This window comes from Pseudomonas sp. 58 R 12 (assembly GCF_900005865.1).
GTDB lineage: Bacteria > Pseudomonadota > Gammaproteobacteria > Pseudomonadales > Pseudomonadaceae > Aquipseudomonas > Aquipseudomonas tritici.
In genome coordinates, this window is sequence record NZ_CVTP01000022.1 from 51,539 (window position 1) to 68,337 (window position 16,799).

The window sequence follows — 16,799 nt, forward strand, 5'->3', positions numbered from 1 at the left end:
CAACAGGCGAAACTTATGAAACACATGGGAGGATAAGCCCCTGCATCAGCCCGCCAATAGAAACTCCGGCGTCAGACATTTTCACCTCTCGTGCCATCAAGGCGGCGCAGTCCTCATTTGACGGGAGCGTTCTCTCCATGCTCTCCTACACATCTTGTTTCGGGTGCCCTTCACAGGGTGAAACGGGAAACCGGTGCGCCATAGATCTATGGCAAGTCCGGTGCTGCCCCCGCAACGGTAAGCGAGCGAAGCGTCAAATCCACTGTGCTGTGCATGGGAAGGAGATGCTTATCAGGCTGGGCTCTTTCAAGAGCCGCCCCTCGCAAGCCCGGAGACCGGCCCGAAAAATCAGATAACAAACCCGCGGTGGGCGGGCGCTGTTCAGAACCCTGCGTGCCTGGCTCGCGGGGTTTTCATGCGCTCGTTTCACCCTGACACCTGAAAGGGACGCGCCATGTCGATCATCAGCAGCACTTCGCACTCCGCCAGCAGCACCTCTACCTTGAGCCAACGCCTGACCGCCGCAATCGGCGCGTCGATCCTGGGCGCGTGCCTGGTGTATTTCGCCGGTTTCTCGCACATCGAGGCGGTGCATAACGCTGCCCACGATACCCGCCACAGCGCCGCGTTCCCGTGCCACTGAGACCTGCCGACATGATCAAGCGTATTGCGCAAACTGCAGGTTTCACCGGTCTTCTGGCTGCCCTGCTGCTGACCCTGCTGCAAAGCTTCTGGGTCGCTCCGTTGATTCTGCAGGCGGAAACCTTTGAAAAGGCCCCGGCCGCGACTGAAGTGGTGCATGAGCACGCAGCCGGTAATGCCGCGCACACCCACGACGCCGAAGCCTGGGAACCGGAAGACGGCTGGCAGCGCGTATTGTCTACCACCGGCGGTAATCTGGTGGTGGCTGTCGGTTTCGCGCTGATGCTCGCCGGCCTCTATACCCTGCGCGCACCCACCCGCACTGCCCAGGGCCTGCTTTGGGGTTTGGCCGGCTACGCGACCTTCGTGTTGGCGCCGACAATGGGCCTACCGCCTGAGCTGCCAGGCACTGCTGCCGCTGATCTCGCACAACGGCAGATCTGGTGGGTGGGCACCGCCGCCTCCACCGCTGCGGGCATAGCGCTGATCGTGTTCGGCCGCAATTGGCTGCTCAAAGCGCTGGGCGTAGCGATTCTGGTCGTGCCACACGTGATCGGCGCGCCGCAGCCGGAAGTGCATTCGATGCTAGCCCCCGAAGCCTTGGAAGCGCAGTTCAAGATTGCTTCGCAGTTGACCAATGTCGCCTTCTGGCTGGCGCTGGGCCTGATCAGCGCCTGGCTGTTCCGCCGCAATCGTGATGATCAATACTCAGCATGATTTTAGTGGTCGGCCTGGGGTGCCAGCGGGGTTGTGACGTTCACACCCTGCGGGCCCTGCTCGACAGCGCCCTCGCCGAGGGCGGTATCGAGCTTCAACGGATCACCGCGCTGGCCAGTATCGACCGCAAGCGCGATGAACCTGGCCTTCAAGCCCTGGCCGATCTGTTGAACTTGCCATTCCAGTGTTTCGATGCTGATCAGTTGGCGGGTTATGCAGAACAGCTGAGCCACAAATCCGCGATCGCGTTTGCCCATACGGGCTGCTACGGCATTGCCGAAAGCGCCGCCCTGGCCCTGGCTGAATACCTCGCCAACGCCCCTGCTCGCCTGTTGATTAGCCGCAAGCAAACCGCCCAGGCCACCTTCGCATTGGCTTGCGCCGGCTGAAAACCTGATAATCGCCCGTTCCGATCATGAGCGTTGTTCATGCTCGTGCGTTTTTCCATAGGATATTCCCATGACCGTCTACTTCATCGGCGCAGGCCCCGGCGACCCGGAATTGATCACCGTCAAAGGCCAGCGGCTGATCCGCAGTTGCCCGGTGATCATCTATGCCGGCTCGCTGGTGCCGACGGCAGTGCTCAAAGGCCACCAGGCAGAACAGTTGGTCAACAGTGCCGAATTGCACCTTGAACAGATTATCGACCTGATCAAGACCGCCCATGCGAAAGGCCAAGACGTGGCACGCGTGCATTCTGGCGACCCAAGCCTGTATGGAGCGATTGGCGAGCAGATCCGCCATTTGCGTGAGCTGGGCATTCCATTCCAGATCATTCCCGGCGTCACCGCAGTGGCGGCTTGTGCAGCGTTGTTGGAAACCGAGTTGACCCTGCCGGACATCGCCCAGAGTGTGATCCTGACCCGTTATGCGGATAAAACCAGCATGCCCGCTGGCGAGGACTTTGATAGCCTGGCGCGACATGGCACCACCATGGCGATCCATCTGGGGGTCAATCACTTGGAGAAAATCGTCGCGCAACTGCTGCCGCACTATGGCGCAGATTGCCCGATTGCCGTGGTGCACCGCGCGACGTGGCCGGACCAGGATTGGGTCGTTGGGACGCTGAGCGATATTGCCGGGAAGGTGGCCGAGAAGGGATTTCGGCGGACGGCGTTGATTGTGGTGGGTCGGGTGTTGGGCAGTGACGGTTTTAGTGAGTCTTCGCTGTATCGCGCAGGGCATGCGCATCTTTACCGATCTTAACAAGCCAAATTAAATTACAGATACAACATATTGATTTATATGAATAAACACTATTAAAACTGTGGGAGCGGGCTTGCTCGCGAAAGCGGTATGCCATTCACAGAATGAGGTGATTGATATACCGCTTTCGCGAGCAAGCCCGCTCCCACAGTTGATTTGCTTTGTTAGATAGGCATCTCAAGACATTGAATTTAAACAATAAAAAAACGGCGCTCACGGGGCGCCGTTTTTTGTCCGCAGTGAACACCTTACTCAGTAGTAGGCGTTTTCTTTCTGCGTGTGGTCGGTCACGTCACGTACACCCTTGAGCTCTGGGACACGCTCCAGCAGGGTGCGCTCGATGCCTTCGCGCAGGGTCACGTCCGCCTGGCCGCAGCCTTGGCAGCCGCCGCCAAACTTGAGCACGGCAATGCCGTCATCCACCACGTCGATCAGACTGACCTGGCCGCCGTGGCTGGCCAGGCCCGGGTTGATCTCGGTTTGCAGGTAGTAGTTGATACGCTCGTTCACCGGGCTATCAGCGTTGACGTTCGGCACCTTGGCGTTCGGCGCCTTGATGGTCAGTTGGCCGCCCATGCGATCGGTGGCGTAGTCGACCACGGCGTCGTCGAGGAAGGCTTCGCTGAAGGCGTCGATGTACGCGGTGAAGCTTTTCAGCCCCAGGGCGGTGTCTTCAGGCTTCTCTTCCCCTGGCTTGCAGTAGGCAATGCAAGTCTCGGCGTATTGGGTGCCGGGTTGGGTGATAAAGACGCGAATACCGATACCTGGGGTGTTCTGCTTGGACAGCAGGTCAGCCAGGTAATCGTGGGCGGCGTCGGTAATGGTTATGGCAGTCATGGAAACTCCTCACAGGCTTGCCGGCAGTTTACGCCAAATTATTACAGAGGTACAAAGTCCTAGTATTTTTGTCGGGAAAGGACTGCGGGATCATCAATGCCAAACCAACGCTTGAGCGTGCGATAGGTCGACTTTTCCAGCCATTGATAGCTCGCAAAGGCGCAAAGCGCTGTTAATACAATGCAAACAGGCAGCATCGCATAGGGATCTATTCCCGTACGCTTGACCACCCACAGCCCAGCGCACAGAACCAGCACGTGGATCAGATACACCGAGTAAGAGCAGTCCCCCATCAGTTTCAACACGCGTGAGCCATGGAAGTAAGGCTCCAGTGCCACGCAACTGATGACCAGGATCGCGCTGGGCACGCCCCACTCCAACGCACGGGGCACATCCGCCCCGTGATAAAGCGCCACTGATGCCACCACCATCCCTAACAACGGCACCCACGCCCTGACCCGGCAAAGGCCGCGGCGATACAGCATGCCGATGACGATACCCATCAGAAACTCCAGGACAATATCATTGCTGTAAAAACCGTCGGCCAAGTCCAGGGCGGGACCGATGAGGTAGCACACCAGGTACAACAGCACGGCCACCACCCACAACCGATAGTCCCCACGAACCCACAAGGCGACGGCGAACAGGCCATAGAACAGCATCTCGAAGTTCAGGGTCCAGCCGACATCCAGCAGCGGATAGACGCCGTAGCCTGCCGGGTGTTGGGCAGGGATAAAGAGCAACGACAGGAGCACATGGCCCAGCGCGAGTTGAACATCGGGGAACATCGAGGGCACAGCCAGGGTGAGCAGGGCCAGCAGCAAGGTATAGAACCAATACGCCGGCGCGATCCGTGCCACGCGCATGAGCATGAAACGCCAAGGTGTCAGGGCTTTGTCTGCGGTCGCAAGGAAGATCACCAGGCCGCTGATGACAAAGAACACATCCACCCCTGCGCCGCCTTTTTCGACGAACAGGTACTCCAGCGCGTTGTGCACCTCAAAGTTGAAAAACAGCTGCATAAAGTGATGACCCACCACCAGCCACGCAGCCAAGGCGCGAAGAAACTGCACTGAAATCAACATCATCGGACTACCTTTTAGAACCCCGCACAGTAGATATCCGATTGCTTCAACGCCCGCCTGGAGAGATGACTGGATCAGTGCCTGTAGTTATAGGTTCTCATAACGGTTCATGTCCAACACACCCTCTTCCACGGGCGCGACTTCGTGGAGGTACTGCGACAGATCGTGGAAGTACTGCCAGAACAACGGATGACTGCGCCGCACGCCCCAGCGGTCGACGATCTTTTCGAAACGATTGGCATCTTTGGCCCGCTCCATTTCAGCCACGAACTCGGGCACTTCCTGGGCGGGGATATTGAACATGAAGTTCGGGTAACTGCTGAGTACGCCGGGGTAAAGGGTCAAGGTGTCGAGTCCCGGCTGGTAGCGATAGGCTTCGCCCAGCAAAAACGCGACATTACTGTGGGCACGGTTGCGCAGCAGGCTGTAGATCTCGCGCTTGCCGCTGGCAGTTTGAATGCGCAACATCGTGGCTTCGGGCAATTGATCGATCACCTTGAGCCCGGCGGCCGGGCGTGAGGTCAAGCGGCTCAACGCCTGCTCCGCATCCTGCAAGACCGGATCAATACCGCTGCGCGAGCAATACGCACTCACACATCGGTTAAACGGGTCCGGGCTGGCGTTCAAGCTGGCATAACGGGTCAACAACTGGTTGGCAAAGTCGCGCTTCGGGTCGTTTTCGTTCAGGTGCAAACCCGTGGGCTTGTCATCATCAATGGCCTCATAGTCCAGCCAGAGCTTGATCTTGCCGCTGTTCTGGTACCAGTCGTCGAGGAAGTCTTCGCGGGTATCGGCGGGCATCAGGCGCAGGAAGTTCTGCTCGGCGCCGTTACGGATCAGGTCGAAGTACAACCGTGTCTGGGCCTGGTGCGAGACATTGCCGAACACGTCGAAATTCACCGCCAATTGGTAATACGTGCGCTCCAGCAGCGGATAGTCGAACAGCCACATCGTCTGCGGCACATCGCCGATCAGGCCTTTGGTCACCGAGGCGCTGTCGAAGTGGCGGAAAATGCTCAGCAAGGCATCATCATTGCCCGCCCACAGGCTCGACCAGCTTGGCGGCGGCAGGTCAGCATAGCTGTCACGGCGCAGGGCCTCGTATTCATTGCGTTTGTCGCGGTAGGCCCGCCACAGGCTGAGCACGCTGCCCACATCGTCATTCTGTCCCGGCATGGCCAGTAATGGCGTGGCCTGGCCGCGATAACGCGCATCGGTGATGTAGAGGTCGTGGTCCGGGTCCTGGAACAGGGTCCAGAAGTTATCGCGGATCACATCCGTGGCAATCTGCCCACGGCACACCGGCCCACGAATGAACGTGCGCACGAAGTATTCGGCGTTATCCAGCATGAACTGGTAACGCGCCTTGGCGGGGATGGCCTCGAAGGTTTCGAATGGATTGGCGCGACGGGCTGGGCCGTAGCCCGGCAAGGCGCTGACCTGCCAGTCGCCGGCGTAGAACAGCGCCTTGATGCGCGCCATTTTCGCAGCACTGAAGGGGTAAGTGATGTGGGTTTTGTGCACGATCACGCCCTGCACTGGCCACAGGCGGTAATACACCTGGGTACCGGGGTCATCGTTGGGGCGACGGGTATTGATCAGATCAATCGGCTGCCCGCTCGGGGTGCGCGACCGCACCCACTGGAAGAAATGCCCCGGCTCGCCATGCTCGAAGTAAATATGCGCCAGGTACAAATGCTCGAATAACCAGCGTGCCACCAAGCTTTCGCGGGCGCCCGGTTTGTTGAACAGGTTCTCCCACTGCTGCACCTGCAAGGCTTCGCTGGCACTCGGCGCCAGGCTTTGTTCATCAATAGGCGCGCCGGACGCGAGCCAGCGTTGCAGCGTCTGGTACTGCTGCTCGGTCAGGCCGGTGACGGCCAGTGGCATGCCTTCCTTGGGGTGGGCGCCGGCGTAGGCGTTGAATTCGCCGGGCATTGCGCACATGTTCGCGCGGTTCAGGCCCAGGACGATGTCTTCAGGCAACTTGGCATTGGGTGCCAGTGCAGCGTTGTGCCCCAGTTCGAGCATGCGCGCCATCAATGCAGCCTGGCTGCCCTGCGCGTCCAGCACCGAGTAAAAGCCCTTCTGTTGCCAGGCCGCCTTGCCAGAGGCATCTATAAACAGGCGGGTGGTCGGCGCCGCCTGGCTGCGCTCGCCGTCATATACCGGCATTTTGCTCGCACCGCGCACCGCGCCTTCGGCACTGCCCAGGTTGAGCTGGCAGGCAGAGTCGTAGCAGGCATGGCAGGCCACGCACTTCTCCGTGAAGATCGGTTGAATGTCGCGGGTATACGAAATCGCCGGGGCGGGTCCGTCGGCCTGCGCAGTGCAGGCAACCAGTGCCAGGACGGCGCTGGTGATGAGGCGAAATGACATGGATCCGGTCCCGATTCAATGCGTGCGGCGAAAAGTGGCGGTGATTCTACCGGGCCATCCCCCCAGCCAACATGAACGATATTCATGTAAAACCCGTGCATGCTCCAAATCGGCACAGGTTTGCTATGATTCACGCCCTCCGAAATGCCTGACCAGAGTAGTCCCATGTCCGATCGTAGCGCTCGTCTGCAAGCCCTTCACCAAGCCCTCAAGGAACGTATCCTGATCCTCGATGGCGGTATGGGCACGATGATCCAGAGCTACAAGCTGGAAGAACAGGACTACCGTGGCAAACGCTTCGCGGACTGGCCAAGTGACGTCAAGGGAAACAACGATTTGCTGGTGATCACCCGTCCGGACGTGATCGGCGGTATTGAAAAAGCCTACCTGGATGCCGGTGCCGACATCCTCGAAACCAACACCTTCAATGCCACCCGCGTTTCCATGGCCGATTACGGCATGGAAGAACTGGCCTACGAGCTCAACGTAGAAGGCGCACGCCTGGCGCGCAAGGTCGCTGATGCCAAGACCCTGGAAACCCCGGCCAAGCCGCGTTTCGTGGCTGGCGTGCTCGGCCCGACCAGCCGTACGTGCTCGCTGTCGCCCGACGTGAACAACCCCGGCTACCGCAACGTGACCTTTGATGAACTGGTGGAAAACTACACCGAAGCCACCAAAGGCCTGATCGAGGGCGGCGCCGACCTGATCCTGATCGAGACCATCTTCGACACCCTCAATGCCAAGGCGGCGATCTTCGCCGTGCAGGGTGTGTTTGAAGAGCTGAATATCGAACTGCCGATCATGATCTCCGGCACCATCACCGACGCCTCCGGCCGCACCCTGTCGGGCCAGACCACTGAAGCGTTCTGGAACTCCGTCAGCCACGCCAAGCCGATTTCCGTGGGCCTCAACTGCGCCCTGGGCGCCAGCGAACTGCGCCCGTATCTGGAAGAGTTGTCGAACAAAGCCAGCACCCATGTGTCCGCGCACCCCAACGCCGGCCTGCCCAACGAATTCGGTGAGTACGACGAACTGCCGTCGGAAACCGCCAAGGTCATCGAAGAGTTCGCCCAAAGCGGCTTCCTCAACATTGTCGGCGGCTGCTGCGGCACCACACCCGGCCACATCGAAGCGATTGCCAAAGCCGTGGCAGGTTATGCGCCGCGCCAGATCCCGGACATCCCCAAGGCCTGCCGCCTGTCGGGCCTGGAGCCGTTCACGATTGATCGCAGCTCGTTGTTCGTCAACGTCGGCGAGCGCACCAACATCACCGGTTCCGCACGTTTCGCCCGCCTGATCCGTGAAGACAACTACACCGAAGCACTGGAAGTCGCCCTGCAGCAGGTGGAAGCCGGCGCCCAGGTGATCGACATCAACATGGACGAAGGCATGCTCGATTCGAAGAAGGCCATGGTGACCTTCCTCAATCTGATTGCCGGCGAGCCGGACATCTCTCGCGTGCCGATCATGATCGACTCCTCCAAGTGGGAAGTGATCGAGGCCGGCCTGAAGTGCATCCAGGGCAAGGGCATCGTCAACTCCATCAGCATGAAGGAAGGCGTCGAGCAGTTCATTCACCACGCCAAGCTGTGCAAGCGCTATGGCGCCGCCGTGGTGGTGATGGCGTTCGACGAAGCCGGCCAGGCCGACACCGAAGCGCGCAAGAAAGAGATCTGCAAACGCTCCTACGACATCCTGGTGAATGAAGTCGGCTTCCCGCCGGAAGACATCATCTTCGACCCGAACATCTTCGCGGTCGCCACCGGTATCGAAGAGCACAACAACTACGCCGTCGACTTTATCAACGCCTGTGCCTATATCCGTGACGAGCTGCCGTATGCGCTGACCTCCGGCGGCGTGTCCAACGTGTCGTTCTCGTTCCGTGGCAACAACCCGGTGCGTGAGGCGATCCACTCGGTGTTCCTGCTGTACGCGATCCGCAACGGCCTGACCATGGGTATCGTCAACGCCGGCCAGTTGGAGATCTACGACCAGATCCCGGCCGAGCTGCGTGACGCCGTGGAAGACGTGGTGCTCAACCGCACCCCGGAAGGTACCGACGCGCTCCTCGCCATCGCCGACAAGTACAAAGGCGACGGCAGCGTCAAGGAAGCCGAGACCGAAGAATGGCGCGGCTGGCCGGTCAACAAACGTCTGGAACATGCGCTGGTCAAGGGCATCACCACCCACATCGTCGACGACACCGAGGAATCCCGGCAGTCATTCGCGCGCCCGATCGAAGTGATCGAAGGCCCGTTGATGTCCGGCATGAACATCGTCGGCGACCTGTTCGGCGCCGGCAAAATGTTCCTGCCCCAGGTGGTGAAATCCGCCCGTGTGATGAAGCAGGCCGTGGCCCACTTGATTCCGTTCATTGAACTGGAAAAAGGCGACAAGCCGGAAGCCAAGGGCAAGATCCTGATGGCCACCGTGAAAGGCGACGTGCACGACATCGGCAAGAACATCGTCGGCGTGGTGCTGGGGTGCAACGGCTATGACATCGTCGACCTCGGCGTGATGGTGCCGGCGGAGAAGATCCTGCAGGTGGCCAAGGAGCAGAAATGCGACATCATCGGGCTGTCAGGCCTGATCACGCCGTCCCTGGACGAGATGGTGCATGTCGCCCGTGAGATGCAGCGTCAGGACTTCCACCTGCCGCTGATGATCGGTGGCGCCACCACCTCCAAGGCGCACACGGCGGTGAAAATCGAGCCCAAGTACAGCAACGACGCGGTGATCTACGTGACCGACGCCTCGCGCGCCGTGGGCGTGGCCACGCAATTGCTGTCCAAGGAACTCAAGGCCGGTTTCGTCGAGAAAACCCGCCTGGAATACATCGACGTGCGTGAGCGCACCTCGAACCGCAGCGCGCGGACCGAACGCCTGAGCTACCCGGCGGCCATCGCCAAGAAGCCACAGTTCGACTGGAGCAACTACACCCCGGTCAAACCGACGTTCACCGGCTCCAGGGTGCTGGACAATATCGACCTCAAGGTGCTGGCCGAGTACATCGATTGGACCCCGTTCTTTATCTCCTGGGACTTGGCCGGCAAATTCCCACGCATCCTTACCGATGAAGTCGTGGGTGAAGCGGCCACCGCGCTGTACGCCGACGCCCAGGAAATGCTCGCCAAGCTGATCGACGAAAAGCTCATCAGCGCCCGCGCGGTATTCGGCTTCTGGCCGACCAACCAGGTGCAGGATGATGACCTGGAAGTCTACGGCGACGACGGCCAGCCGATTGCCCAACTGCATCACCTGCGTCAACAGATCATCAAGACCGACGGCAAGCCGAACTTCTCCCTGGCCGACTTCGTGGCGCCAAAAGACAGCGGTGTAACCGACTACATCGGTGGTTTCATCACCACCGCCGGCATCGGTGCCGAAGAAGTCGCCAAGGCCTACCAGGACGCTGGCGACGACTACAACTCAATCATGGTCAAGGCCCTGGCCGACCGCCTGGCCGAAGCCTGCGCCGAGTGGCTGCACCAACAAGTCCGTAAGGACTACTGGGGTTACGCCAGGGACGAGCAACTGGATAACGAAGCGCTGATCAAGGAGCAATACAGCGGCATCCGCCCTGCCCCGGGCTACCCCGCGTGCCCGGATCACACCGAGAAAGCCCAACTGTTCCAACTGCTCGATCCCGAGGCCCGCGAAATGCAGGCCGGCCGCAGCGGCGTATTCCTCACCGAGCACTACGCGATGTTTCCGGCGGCAGCCGTCAGCGGCTGGTACTTCGCCCATCCGCAGGCGCAGTACTTTGCCGTGGGTAAGGTCGACAAGGACCAGGTGACGAGCTACACCGCACGCAAAGGCCAGGAGCTTGCTGTGACTGAACGCTGGCTGGCGCCGAACCTGGGTTACGACAACTGATTGACCGCCCCCCAGGTTCTGTAGTGAGCGGGCTTGCCCCGCGCCGGCTGGCGAAGCTGCCCCAACATAGCCACCGCGTTCGTTCAGGTAAAACGAGATGGCTGGATTGGGGCGGCTTCGCCACCCAGCGCGGGGCAAGCCCGCTCACTACAGATCTAAACATCGTCAGCTATGCTGTCCCTCACACACCTTGTGTCGAGGGATTTATGGACGATCCAGTCAACAACAAGCCCCCTACTTTCTGGCAGATGCTGCACAGCGTCATGGCGGCCGCCTTTGGCGTGCAGAGTGGCAAGAACCGCGCCCGCGACTTTACCCACGGCAAGCCCAGCCACTTTGTGGTGCTGGGCATTCTGTTCACAGCGGTGTTTGCCTTAGCGTTGTTCGGCATCGTCAAGCTGGTGCTGCTCCTGGCCGGGGTCTAGCGCAGCAGCAGTTGCAGGCTGAAGGGGTAACGGTAGGGCACCGGCTTGCCGACGGCAGACAGTGCGTGGAAATCAACTCGCGCTGTGGGCCCCAATAAGCGCTGCGCTTGGGCGGCATCAATCAGCTGGAATAACGCCTCCTGGCGGTCGCGCCCACCGTATGCACCGATATTCACGCCCTTGGCATCATCATGAATCAACACCATCGCCCACCCGCCCAGGGTGAAATGCCCGGCCACCAGCGTACTCAGTCGGCCGTCCAACCGCGCCTGCAAGATCTCCGGCGAGTTGTTGGCCGCACTGAACAACACGTGCTTGCCCGGCATTTGCCCGCGGCCCTGCAGCGCCTGCATGGCACCCAGTGCCATCTCATCGTTGGCCGACCACACCAGCGCGGTCTTCGGGTAGCGCTTGAACAGTTGCGTGGCTTGCTCGAACGCGCGCTTACGGCTCCATTCGCCATAGACCAACTGGCGCAGCCGCACCTCGGGGTGCTCGGCCAAGGCGCGATGCAGGCCCTGTTCACGCAGCTGCGCGGCCGGAGTGTTCTTGACGCCGGAGAAGGCCAACAACTCAATGCTCTCGCCTGGTGCGACAGGGCCGTGCTGGCGCAGTAGATCAATGAGCATCAGGTAACCGGCCTGCTCGTTGTCGGGAACGATGCTGCCGAGCCAATCGACGTCGTGGCCGAGCATTTGCACCTGGTCGGCAGTCAGCGCGTTATTCACCATCAGCAGCTTGACCCCACTGCCCTGGGCCATGCGCAGAATCTGCGGGGCAACGTATTGTTCATTCACCAGCACCAGGTAATCCGGCCGCTCGTTGCCTTGCAGCGCCTCGCGGGCCTGGATCAGCGTGTTTTGGGTATCGCGCTCGGAATAGCGCACGCGTAAATGCAGGCCGAGGTCCTTGGCACCGGCCTGCATGAATTGCGTGTAGCTGACCCAGAAGGTTTCCGTCGACATGCCCGGGTTAAGAAACACAACCGACGTGGCATGGGCCGTTGCCCCATACGCCGATCCCAGCCACCAGACACACGCAATCAGCACCTTCAACATGGTTATCAAACCTAGAACATTGACCGCCATGATAGTGTCAATGCGACAGTCAATCGAGGCCGTTTACTGGTGGCTCACCCAGAACACGGCAGTTCCCACCACCAGGATGATCAAAAACAGAATGGCCCAGGCATCAACGGTACTGTCGGGTTTACGGGCTTTTGTAGGATTGCTCATCGCATCGCCTCTTGTCGGTTTTATAGGTGATTGCAGTCAAACACGCTCACAGTAAAGTTGATGATTGCCCGCATGACAAATGTGGGTATCTCGATAATGGCCCTCATTAGGCGATCTGGTTATTTGCATATACTCAAACATCACTTTTGCGCATAAACGCAAACTGGTATCGTGCGCCGGCTCCGTTGGGAGTGCGCGGCCGTGCGCGCAGATTTGCCGAGAACAGGACCTATATGTACGTATACGACGAATACGATCAGCGCATCATCGAGGACCGCGTCAAGCAGTTCCGTGATCAGACCCGACGCTACTTAGCAGGTGAACTGAGCGAAGAAGAGTTCCGCCCTCTGCGCCTGCAAAATGGCCTCTATGTGCAGCGCTTTGCGCCGATGCTGCGGGTGGCCGTGCCCTATGGCCAACTGACGTCGCGCCAGACGCGCATGATGGCCAAGATTGCCCGCGACTTCGACAAAGGCTACGCCCACATCAGTACCCGCCAGAACGTCCAGTTCAACTGGCCGGCGCTGGAAGATGTGCCGGACATCCTGGCTGAATTGGCGACCGTGCAGATGCACGCGATTCAGACCAGCGGTAACTGCCTGCGTAACGTGACCACCGACCAATTCGCCGGCGTTGCAGCCGATGAACTGATCGACCCACGCCCCTGGTGCGAAATCATCCGTCAGTGGACCACTTTCCACCCTGAATTCGCCTACTTGCCGCGCAAGTTCAAGATCGCCCTCAACGGCTCGACTTCGGACCGCGCGGCCATCGAAGTGCACGATATCGGCCTGGAGCCGGTGCACAACGCGGCCGGTGAGCTGGGCTTCCGCGTACTGGTGGGTGGTGGCCTTGGCCGGACCCCGGTGGTCGGCGCGTTTATCAACGAGTTCCTGCCGTGGCAGGACCTGTTGAGCTACCTCGACGCCATCCTGCGGGTCTACAACCGCTATGGCCGTCGTGACAACAAATACAAGGCCCGGATCAAGATCCTGGTCAAGGCGCTGACCCCTGAGGTGTTTGCCCAGAAAGTCGACGCCGAGATGGAACACCTTCGCGGCGGCCAGACCACCCTGACCGAAGCCGAAGTGCACCGCGTAGCCAAACACTTCGTTGATCCCGAGTACAAGGCCCTGACGCATCAGGACGCCGAGCTCGCGGCACTCGACCAGCAGCACCCAGGTTTCGCCCGTTGGCGTACCCGCAACACCCTGGCGCACAAGAAGCCGGGTTATGTCGCGGTGACCCTGTCGCTGAAACCTACCGGCGTTGCACCGGGCGATATCACCGACAAGCAGCTGGACGCCGTCGCCGACCTGGCCGAGCGCTACAGCTTTGGCCAACTGCGCACCTCCCACGAGCAGAACATCATTCTCGCGGACGTTGAGCAGCGCCAATTGTTCACCCTGTGGGGCGAGCTGCGCGAAGGTGGTTTCGCCACGCCGAACATCGGCCTGCTGACCGACATCATCTGCTGCCCGGGTGGCGATTTCTGCTCCCTGGCCAACGCCAAGTCGATCCCGATCGCCGAATCGATCCAACGTCGTTTCGACGACCTGGACTACCTGTTCGACATCGGCGAGCTGGACCTGAACATCTCCGGTTGCATGAACGCCTGTGGTCACCACCACGTCGGCCACATCGGCATCCTGGGCGTGGACAAGAAAGGCGAAGAATTCTACCAAGTGTCCCTGGGTGGCAGCGCCAGCCGCGATGCGAGCCTGGGCAAGATCCTCGGCCCGTCTTTCGCCCAGGAAGCCATGCCCGAGGTGATCGGCAAACTGATCGATGTGTACATCGAACAGCGCACCGAAGATGAGCGTTTCATCGACACCTACCAGCGCATCGGCATTGACCTGTTCAAGGAGCGCGTCTATGCAGCGAATCATTAAGAACAACGAGGTCCTCGACGAAACCTGGCACCTGCTGCCCAAGGACGCGAGCTTCGACGGCATCTCCAATTGCGACGACCTGATCGTGCCGTTGGCGCTGTGGCGCGAACACGGCCACGCCCTCAAGGCCCGCGACGGCGGCCTGGGTGTGTGGCTGGACGCCGATGAAGAAGCCGAAGAGATCGGCGACGACGTGGAACATTTCCAGGTTATCGCCCTGAACTTCCCGGCCTTCACCGACGGTCGCAATTACTCCAATGCGCGCCTGCTGCGTGACCGTTACGGTTACAAGGGCGAGTTGCGCGCCATTGGCGACGTACTGCGCGACCAACTGTTCTACCTGCGTCGCTGCGGGTTCGATGCCTTCGCCCTGCGCGCCGACAAAGACCCGTACGAAGCGCTGGAAAGCCTCAAGGACTTCTCCGTGACGTACCAGGCAGCAACGGATGAACCGTTGCCGTTGTTTCGTCGTCGCTGAGTCTTAGCGAAAGAAGAAGCCCTGGCATGCCAGGGCTTTTTTATGGGCACTGGCGATGAGGTTCATCAACGAATCCTCGCCGCCTGCCCCACCGCTATCGCGGCCTCGCTGAAGCTCGACGGCTCCCACAGGGGATCGGCGGTGAAGTCCCTCTCTGACGCAATCTTCACATTAAAGGCGGAGCATTCGCCGTGATCGAACTGTCCCCTATTGATCAGCAGTTTTTAACCTCACTGACGATTGGAGTTCTTCATGGCGAAAATCAACCTGGCCCAGCAATTGGCGACCACCCTTGAACAGGCGGGCATCAAGCGCATCTGGGGCCTGACCGGCGACAGCCTCAACGGCCTCACCGACGCCCTGCGCAGCATGGACAGCATCGAGTGGATGCACGTGCGCCACGAAGAAGTAGCCGCGTTCGCCGCCGGTGCCGAAGCCGCGGCCACGGGTGAGCTGACGGTCTGCGCCGGCAGCTGCGGGCCGGGCAACCTGCACTTGATCAATGGCCTGTTTGACTGCCATCGCAACCATGTGCCGGTACTGGCGATTGCCGCGCAGATTCCGTCTTCGGAGATCGGCCTTAACTACTTCCAGGAAACCCATCCTCAGGAACTGTTCAAGGAGTGCAGCCACTTTATCGAGCTGGTAACCAACCCCGAGCAAATGCCCCACGTGCTGCACCGTGCCATGCGCTCGGCGATCCTCAATCGCGGCGTCGCGGTGGTAGTGATTCCGGGCGACGTTTCGCTGCTGGAAGTGGAAGACACGCTCAAACCCTGGCCCGCTCTGCACGCGCCACGCACGTTGCCGGCTGAACAGGACCTGCAACGCCTTACCGAAATCCTTGAAAGCAGCCATAAAACCACCCTGCTCTGCGGCAGCGGCTGTGCCGGCGCACATGACCAAGTGGTCGCCCTGGCCGACGCACTCGGCGCCCCCGTGGTGCATGCGCTGCGCGGCAAGGAGCACGTGGAGTGGGACAATCCGTTCGACGTGGGCATGACCGGCCTGATCGGCTTCAGCTCCGGTTACCACGCGATGCTCGACTGCGACACCTTGATCATGCTCGGCACCGACTTTCCGTACCGTCAGTTCTACCCGACTGACGCGAAGATCATCCAGGTTGACCGCAACCCGCAGGCGCTGGGCCGTCGTGCCACGCTGGACTTGGGCATCGCCGCTGACGTCAGTGAAACCATTGGCGCGTTGCTACCGCGCCTGACACGCAAGACCGATCGCAGCTTTCTCGAAACGTCCTTGAAGCACTATGAAAAGGCCCGCCAAGGGCTGGACGATCTTGCTCAACCGTCGAAAGCCAATCGACCAATCCACCCGCAGTACGTGGCGCGCCTGCTCAGCGAGCTGGCTGATGATGATGCGATCTTCACTGCCGACGTCGGCTCGCCAACTGTCTGGGCGGCACGCTATTTGAAGATGAACGGCAAACGCCGCCTGATCGGTTCGTTCAACCACGGTTCGATGGCGAATGCCATGCCCCAGGCCATTGGTGCGCAGGCAGCCTTCCCGGGTCGCCAGGTGATTTCAATGTCCGGTGACGGCGGTTTCGCCATGCTGATGGGCGACTTCATCTCGTTGGCGCAGTTGAATCTGCCGGTCAAAGTCATCGTGTTCGATAACTCGTCCCTGGGCTTTGTCGCCATGGAAATGAAGGCGGCGGGTTACCTGGATGCCGGCACCGAACTGAAAAACCCGGACTTTGCCGCTATGTCCAACGCGATGGGCATTCTAGGCATTCGCGTGGAGCAATCCGAAGACCTCGAACCGGCGTTGCGCCGCGCCCTGGCCCATGACGGCCCGGTGTTGGTGGATGTGGTCACGGCGACGCAGGAGTTGGTGATGCCACCGACGATCAAGCTGGAACAGGCCAAGGGGTTCAGCCTGTATATGCTCAAGGCGGTGATGAGCGGGCGCGGTGATGAAGTGATTGAACTGGCGCGGACTAACTGGCTACGCTGATCAAAAGGTCGGCACAGTCCGAATGTGGGAGCTGGCTTGCCTGCGATAGC

General features: G+C 60.2%; 13 protein-coding genes and 1 riboswitch. Of the genes, 9 read left to right on the top strand and 4 right to left on the bottom strand.

Translation table 11 applies throughout. The features are described from left to right. The first annotated feature begins 144 nt into the window (after positions 1 to 144). Positions 145 to 359: riboswitch (cobalamin riboswitch) on the top strand. A 95-nt stretch (positions 360 to 454) separates the two neighbouring features. The 4 genes from BFP95_RS20625 (at position 455) to cobM (ending at position 2,565) form a co-directional block, all read left to right on the top strand. Next, positions 455 to 643 carry a CbtB domain-containing protein gene (locus BFP95_RS20625; protein ID WP_012723860.1) on the top strand — a complete coding sequence of 63 codons (189 nt, stop codon included), beginning with the start codon at positions 455 to 457 and terminating at the stop codon, positions 641 to 643. Between the two features lie 11 nt (positions 644 to 654). Further along, positions 655 to 1,359, top strand: a complete 705-nt coding sequence (locus tag BFP95_RS20630) for a CbtA family protein (protein WP_065910627.1) — start codon at positions 655 to 657, stop codon at positions 1,357 to 1,359. Next, positions 1,356 to 1,748, top strand: coding sequence for a cobalamin biosynthesis protein (locus BFP95_RS20635; RefSeq protein WP_065876395.1), 393 nt, complete (start codon positions 1,356 to 1,358; stop codon positions 1,746 to 1,748). Before BFP95_RS20630 ends, BFP95_RS20635 begins: the two co-directional genes overlap by 4 nt. Positions 1,749 to 1,818: 70 nt before the next feature. Further along, the gene (cobM, locus tag BFP95_RS20640) at positions 1,819 to 2,565 is read left to right on the top strand and encodes a precorrin-4 C(11)-methyltransferase (RefSeq protein ID WP_065910628.1); all 747 of its coding nucleotides are present in this window, start codon (positions 1,819 to 1,821) and stop codon (positions 2,563 to 2,565) included. A gap of 252 nt (positions 2,566 to 2,817) precedes the next feature. Here the strand turns inward: cobM and nfuA are convergent, their stop codons facing one another. From nfuA to BFP95_RS20655, 3 genes are all read right to left on the bottom strand, one after another. Further along, a complete protein-coding gene (gene nfuA, locus BFP95_RS20645; RefSeq protein WP_065876144.1) occupies positions 2,818 to 3,402 on the bottom strand; it encodes a Fe-S biogenesis protein NfuA in 585 nt (194 codons plus the stop codon). 59 nt (positions 3,403 to 3,461) lie between these two features. Next, positions 3,462 to 4,487 carry an acyltransferase family protein gene (locus BFP95_RS20650; protein WP_065876147.1) on the bottom strand — a complete coding sequence of 342 codons (1,026 nt, stop codon included), beginning with the start codon at positions 4,485 to 4,487 and terminating at the stop codon, positions 3,462 to 3,464. A gap of 87 nt (positions 4,488 to 4,574) precedes the next feature. Next, positions 4,575 to 6,866, bottom strand: coding sequence for a fatty acid cis/trans isomerase (locus BFP95_RS20655; protein WP_065910629.1), 2,292 nt, complete (start codon positions 6,864 to 6,866; stop codon positions 4,575 to 4,577). 165 nt (positions 6,867 to 7,031) lie between these two features. On the opposite strand from BFP95_RS20655, the gene metH reads away from it, so the two are divergent. Continuing rightward, positions 7,032 to 10,742 (top strand): methionine synthase, encoded by a 3,711-nt coding sequence (gene metH / locus BFP95_RS20660; protein WP_065876142.1) that lies wholly within the window; start codon positions 7,032 to 7,034, stop codon positions 10,740 to 10,742. Between the two features lie 206 nt (positions 10,743 to 10,948). Then, positions 10,949 to 11,167 (top strand): DUF2970 domain-containing protein, encoded by a 219-nt coding sequence (locus tag BFP95_RS20665; RefSeq protein WP_065876141.1) that lies wholly within the window; start codon positions 10,949 to 10,951, stop codon positions 11,165 to 11,167. Here BFP95_RS20665 and BFP95_RS20670 read toward each other — a convergent pair. Continuing rightward, the gene (locus BFP95_RS20670; RefSeq protein WP_065881086.1) at positions 11,164 to 12,225 is read right to left on the bottom strand and encodes an ABC transporter substrate-binding protein; all 1,062 of its coding nucleotides are present in this window, start codon (positions 12,223 to 12,225) and stop codon (positions 11,164 to 11,166) included. The two genes, BFP95_RS20665 and BFP95_RS20670, sit on opposite strands and share 4 nt — an antisense overlap. A gap of 410 nt (positions 12,226 to 12,635) precedes the next feature. Here BFP95_RS20670 and BFP95_RS20675 point away from each other — a divergent pair, with 410 nt between their 5' ends. The 3 genes from BFP95_RS20675 (at position 12,636) to poxB (ending at position 16,749) form a co-directional block, all read left to right on the top strand. Next, a complete protein-coding gene (locus BFP95_RS20675) occupies positions 12,636 to 14,294 on the top strand; it encodes a nitrite/sulfite reductase (protein WP_065881088.1) in 1,659 nt (552 codons plus the stop codon). Continuing rightward, on the top strand, positions 14,278 to 14,772 hold the full coding sequence (locus tag BFP95_RS20680; RefSeq protein WP_048727764.1) for a DUF934 domain-containing protein: 495 nt from the start codon (positions 14,278 to 14,280) through the stop codon (positions 14,770 to 14,772). Before BFP95_RS20675 ends, BFP95_RS20680 begins: the two co-directional genes overlap by 17 nt. Before the next feature lie 252 nt (positions 14,773 to 15,024). Continuing rightward, on the top strand, positions 15,025 to 16,749 hold the full coding sequence (gene poxB, locus BFP95_RS20685; protein WP_065876137.1) for a ubiquinone-dependent pyruvate dehydrogenase: 1,725 nt from the start codon (positions 15,025 to 15,027) through the stop codon (positions 16,747 to 16,749). The last annotated feature ends 50 nt before the right edge of the window (positions 16,750 to 16,799 follow it).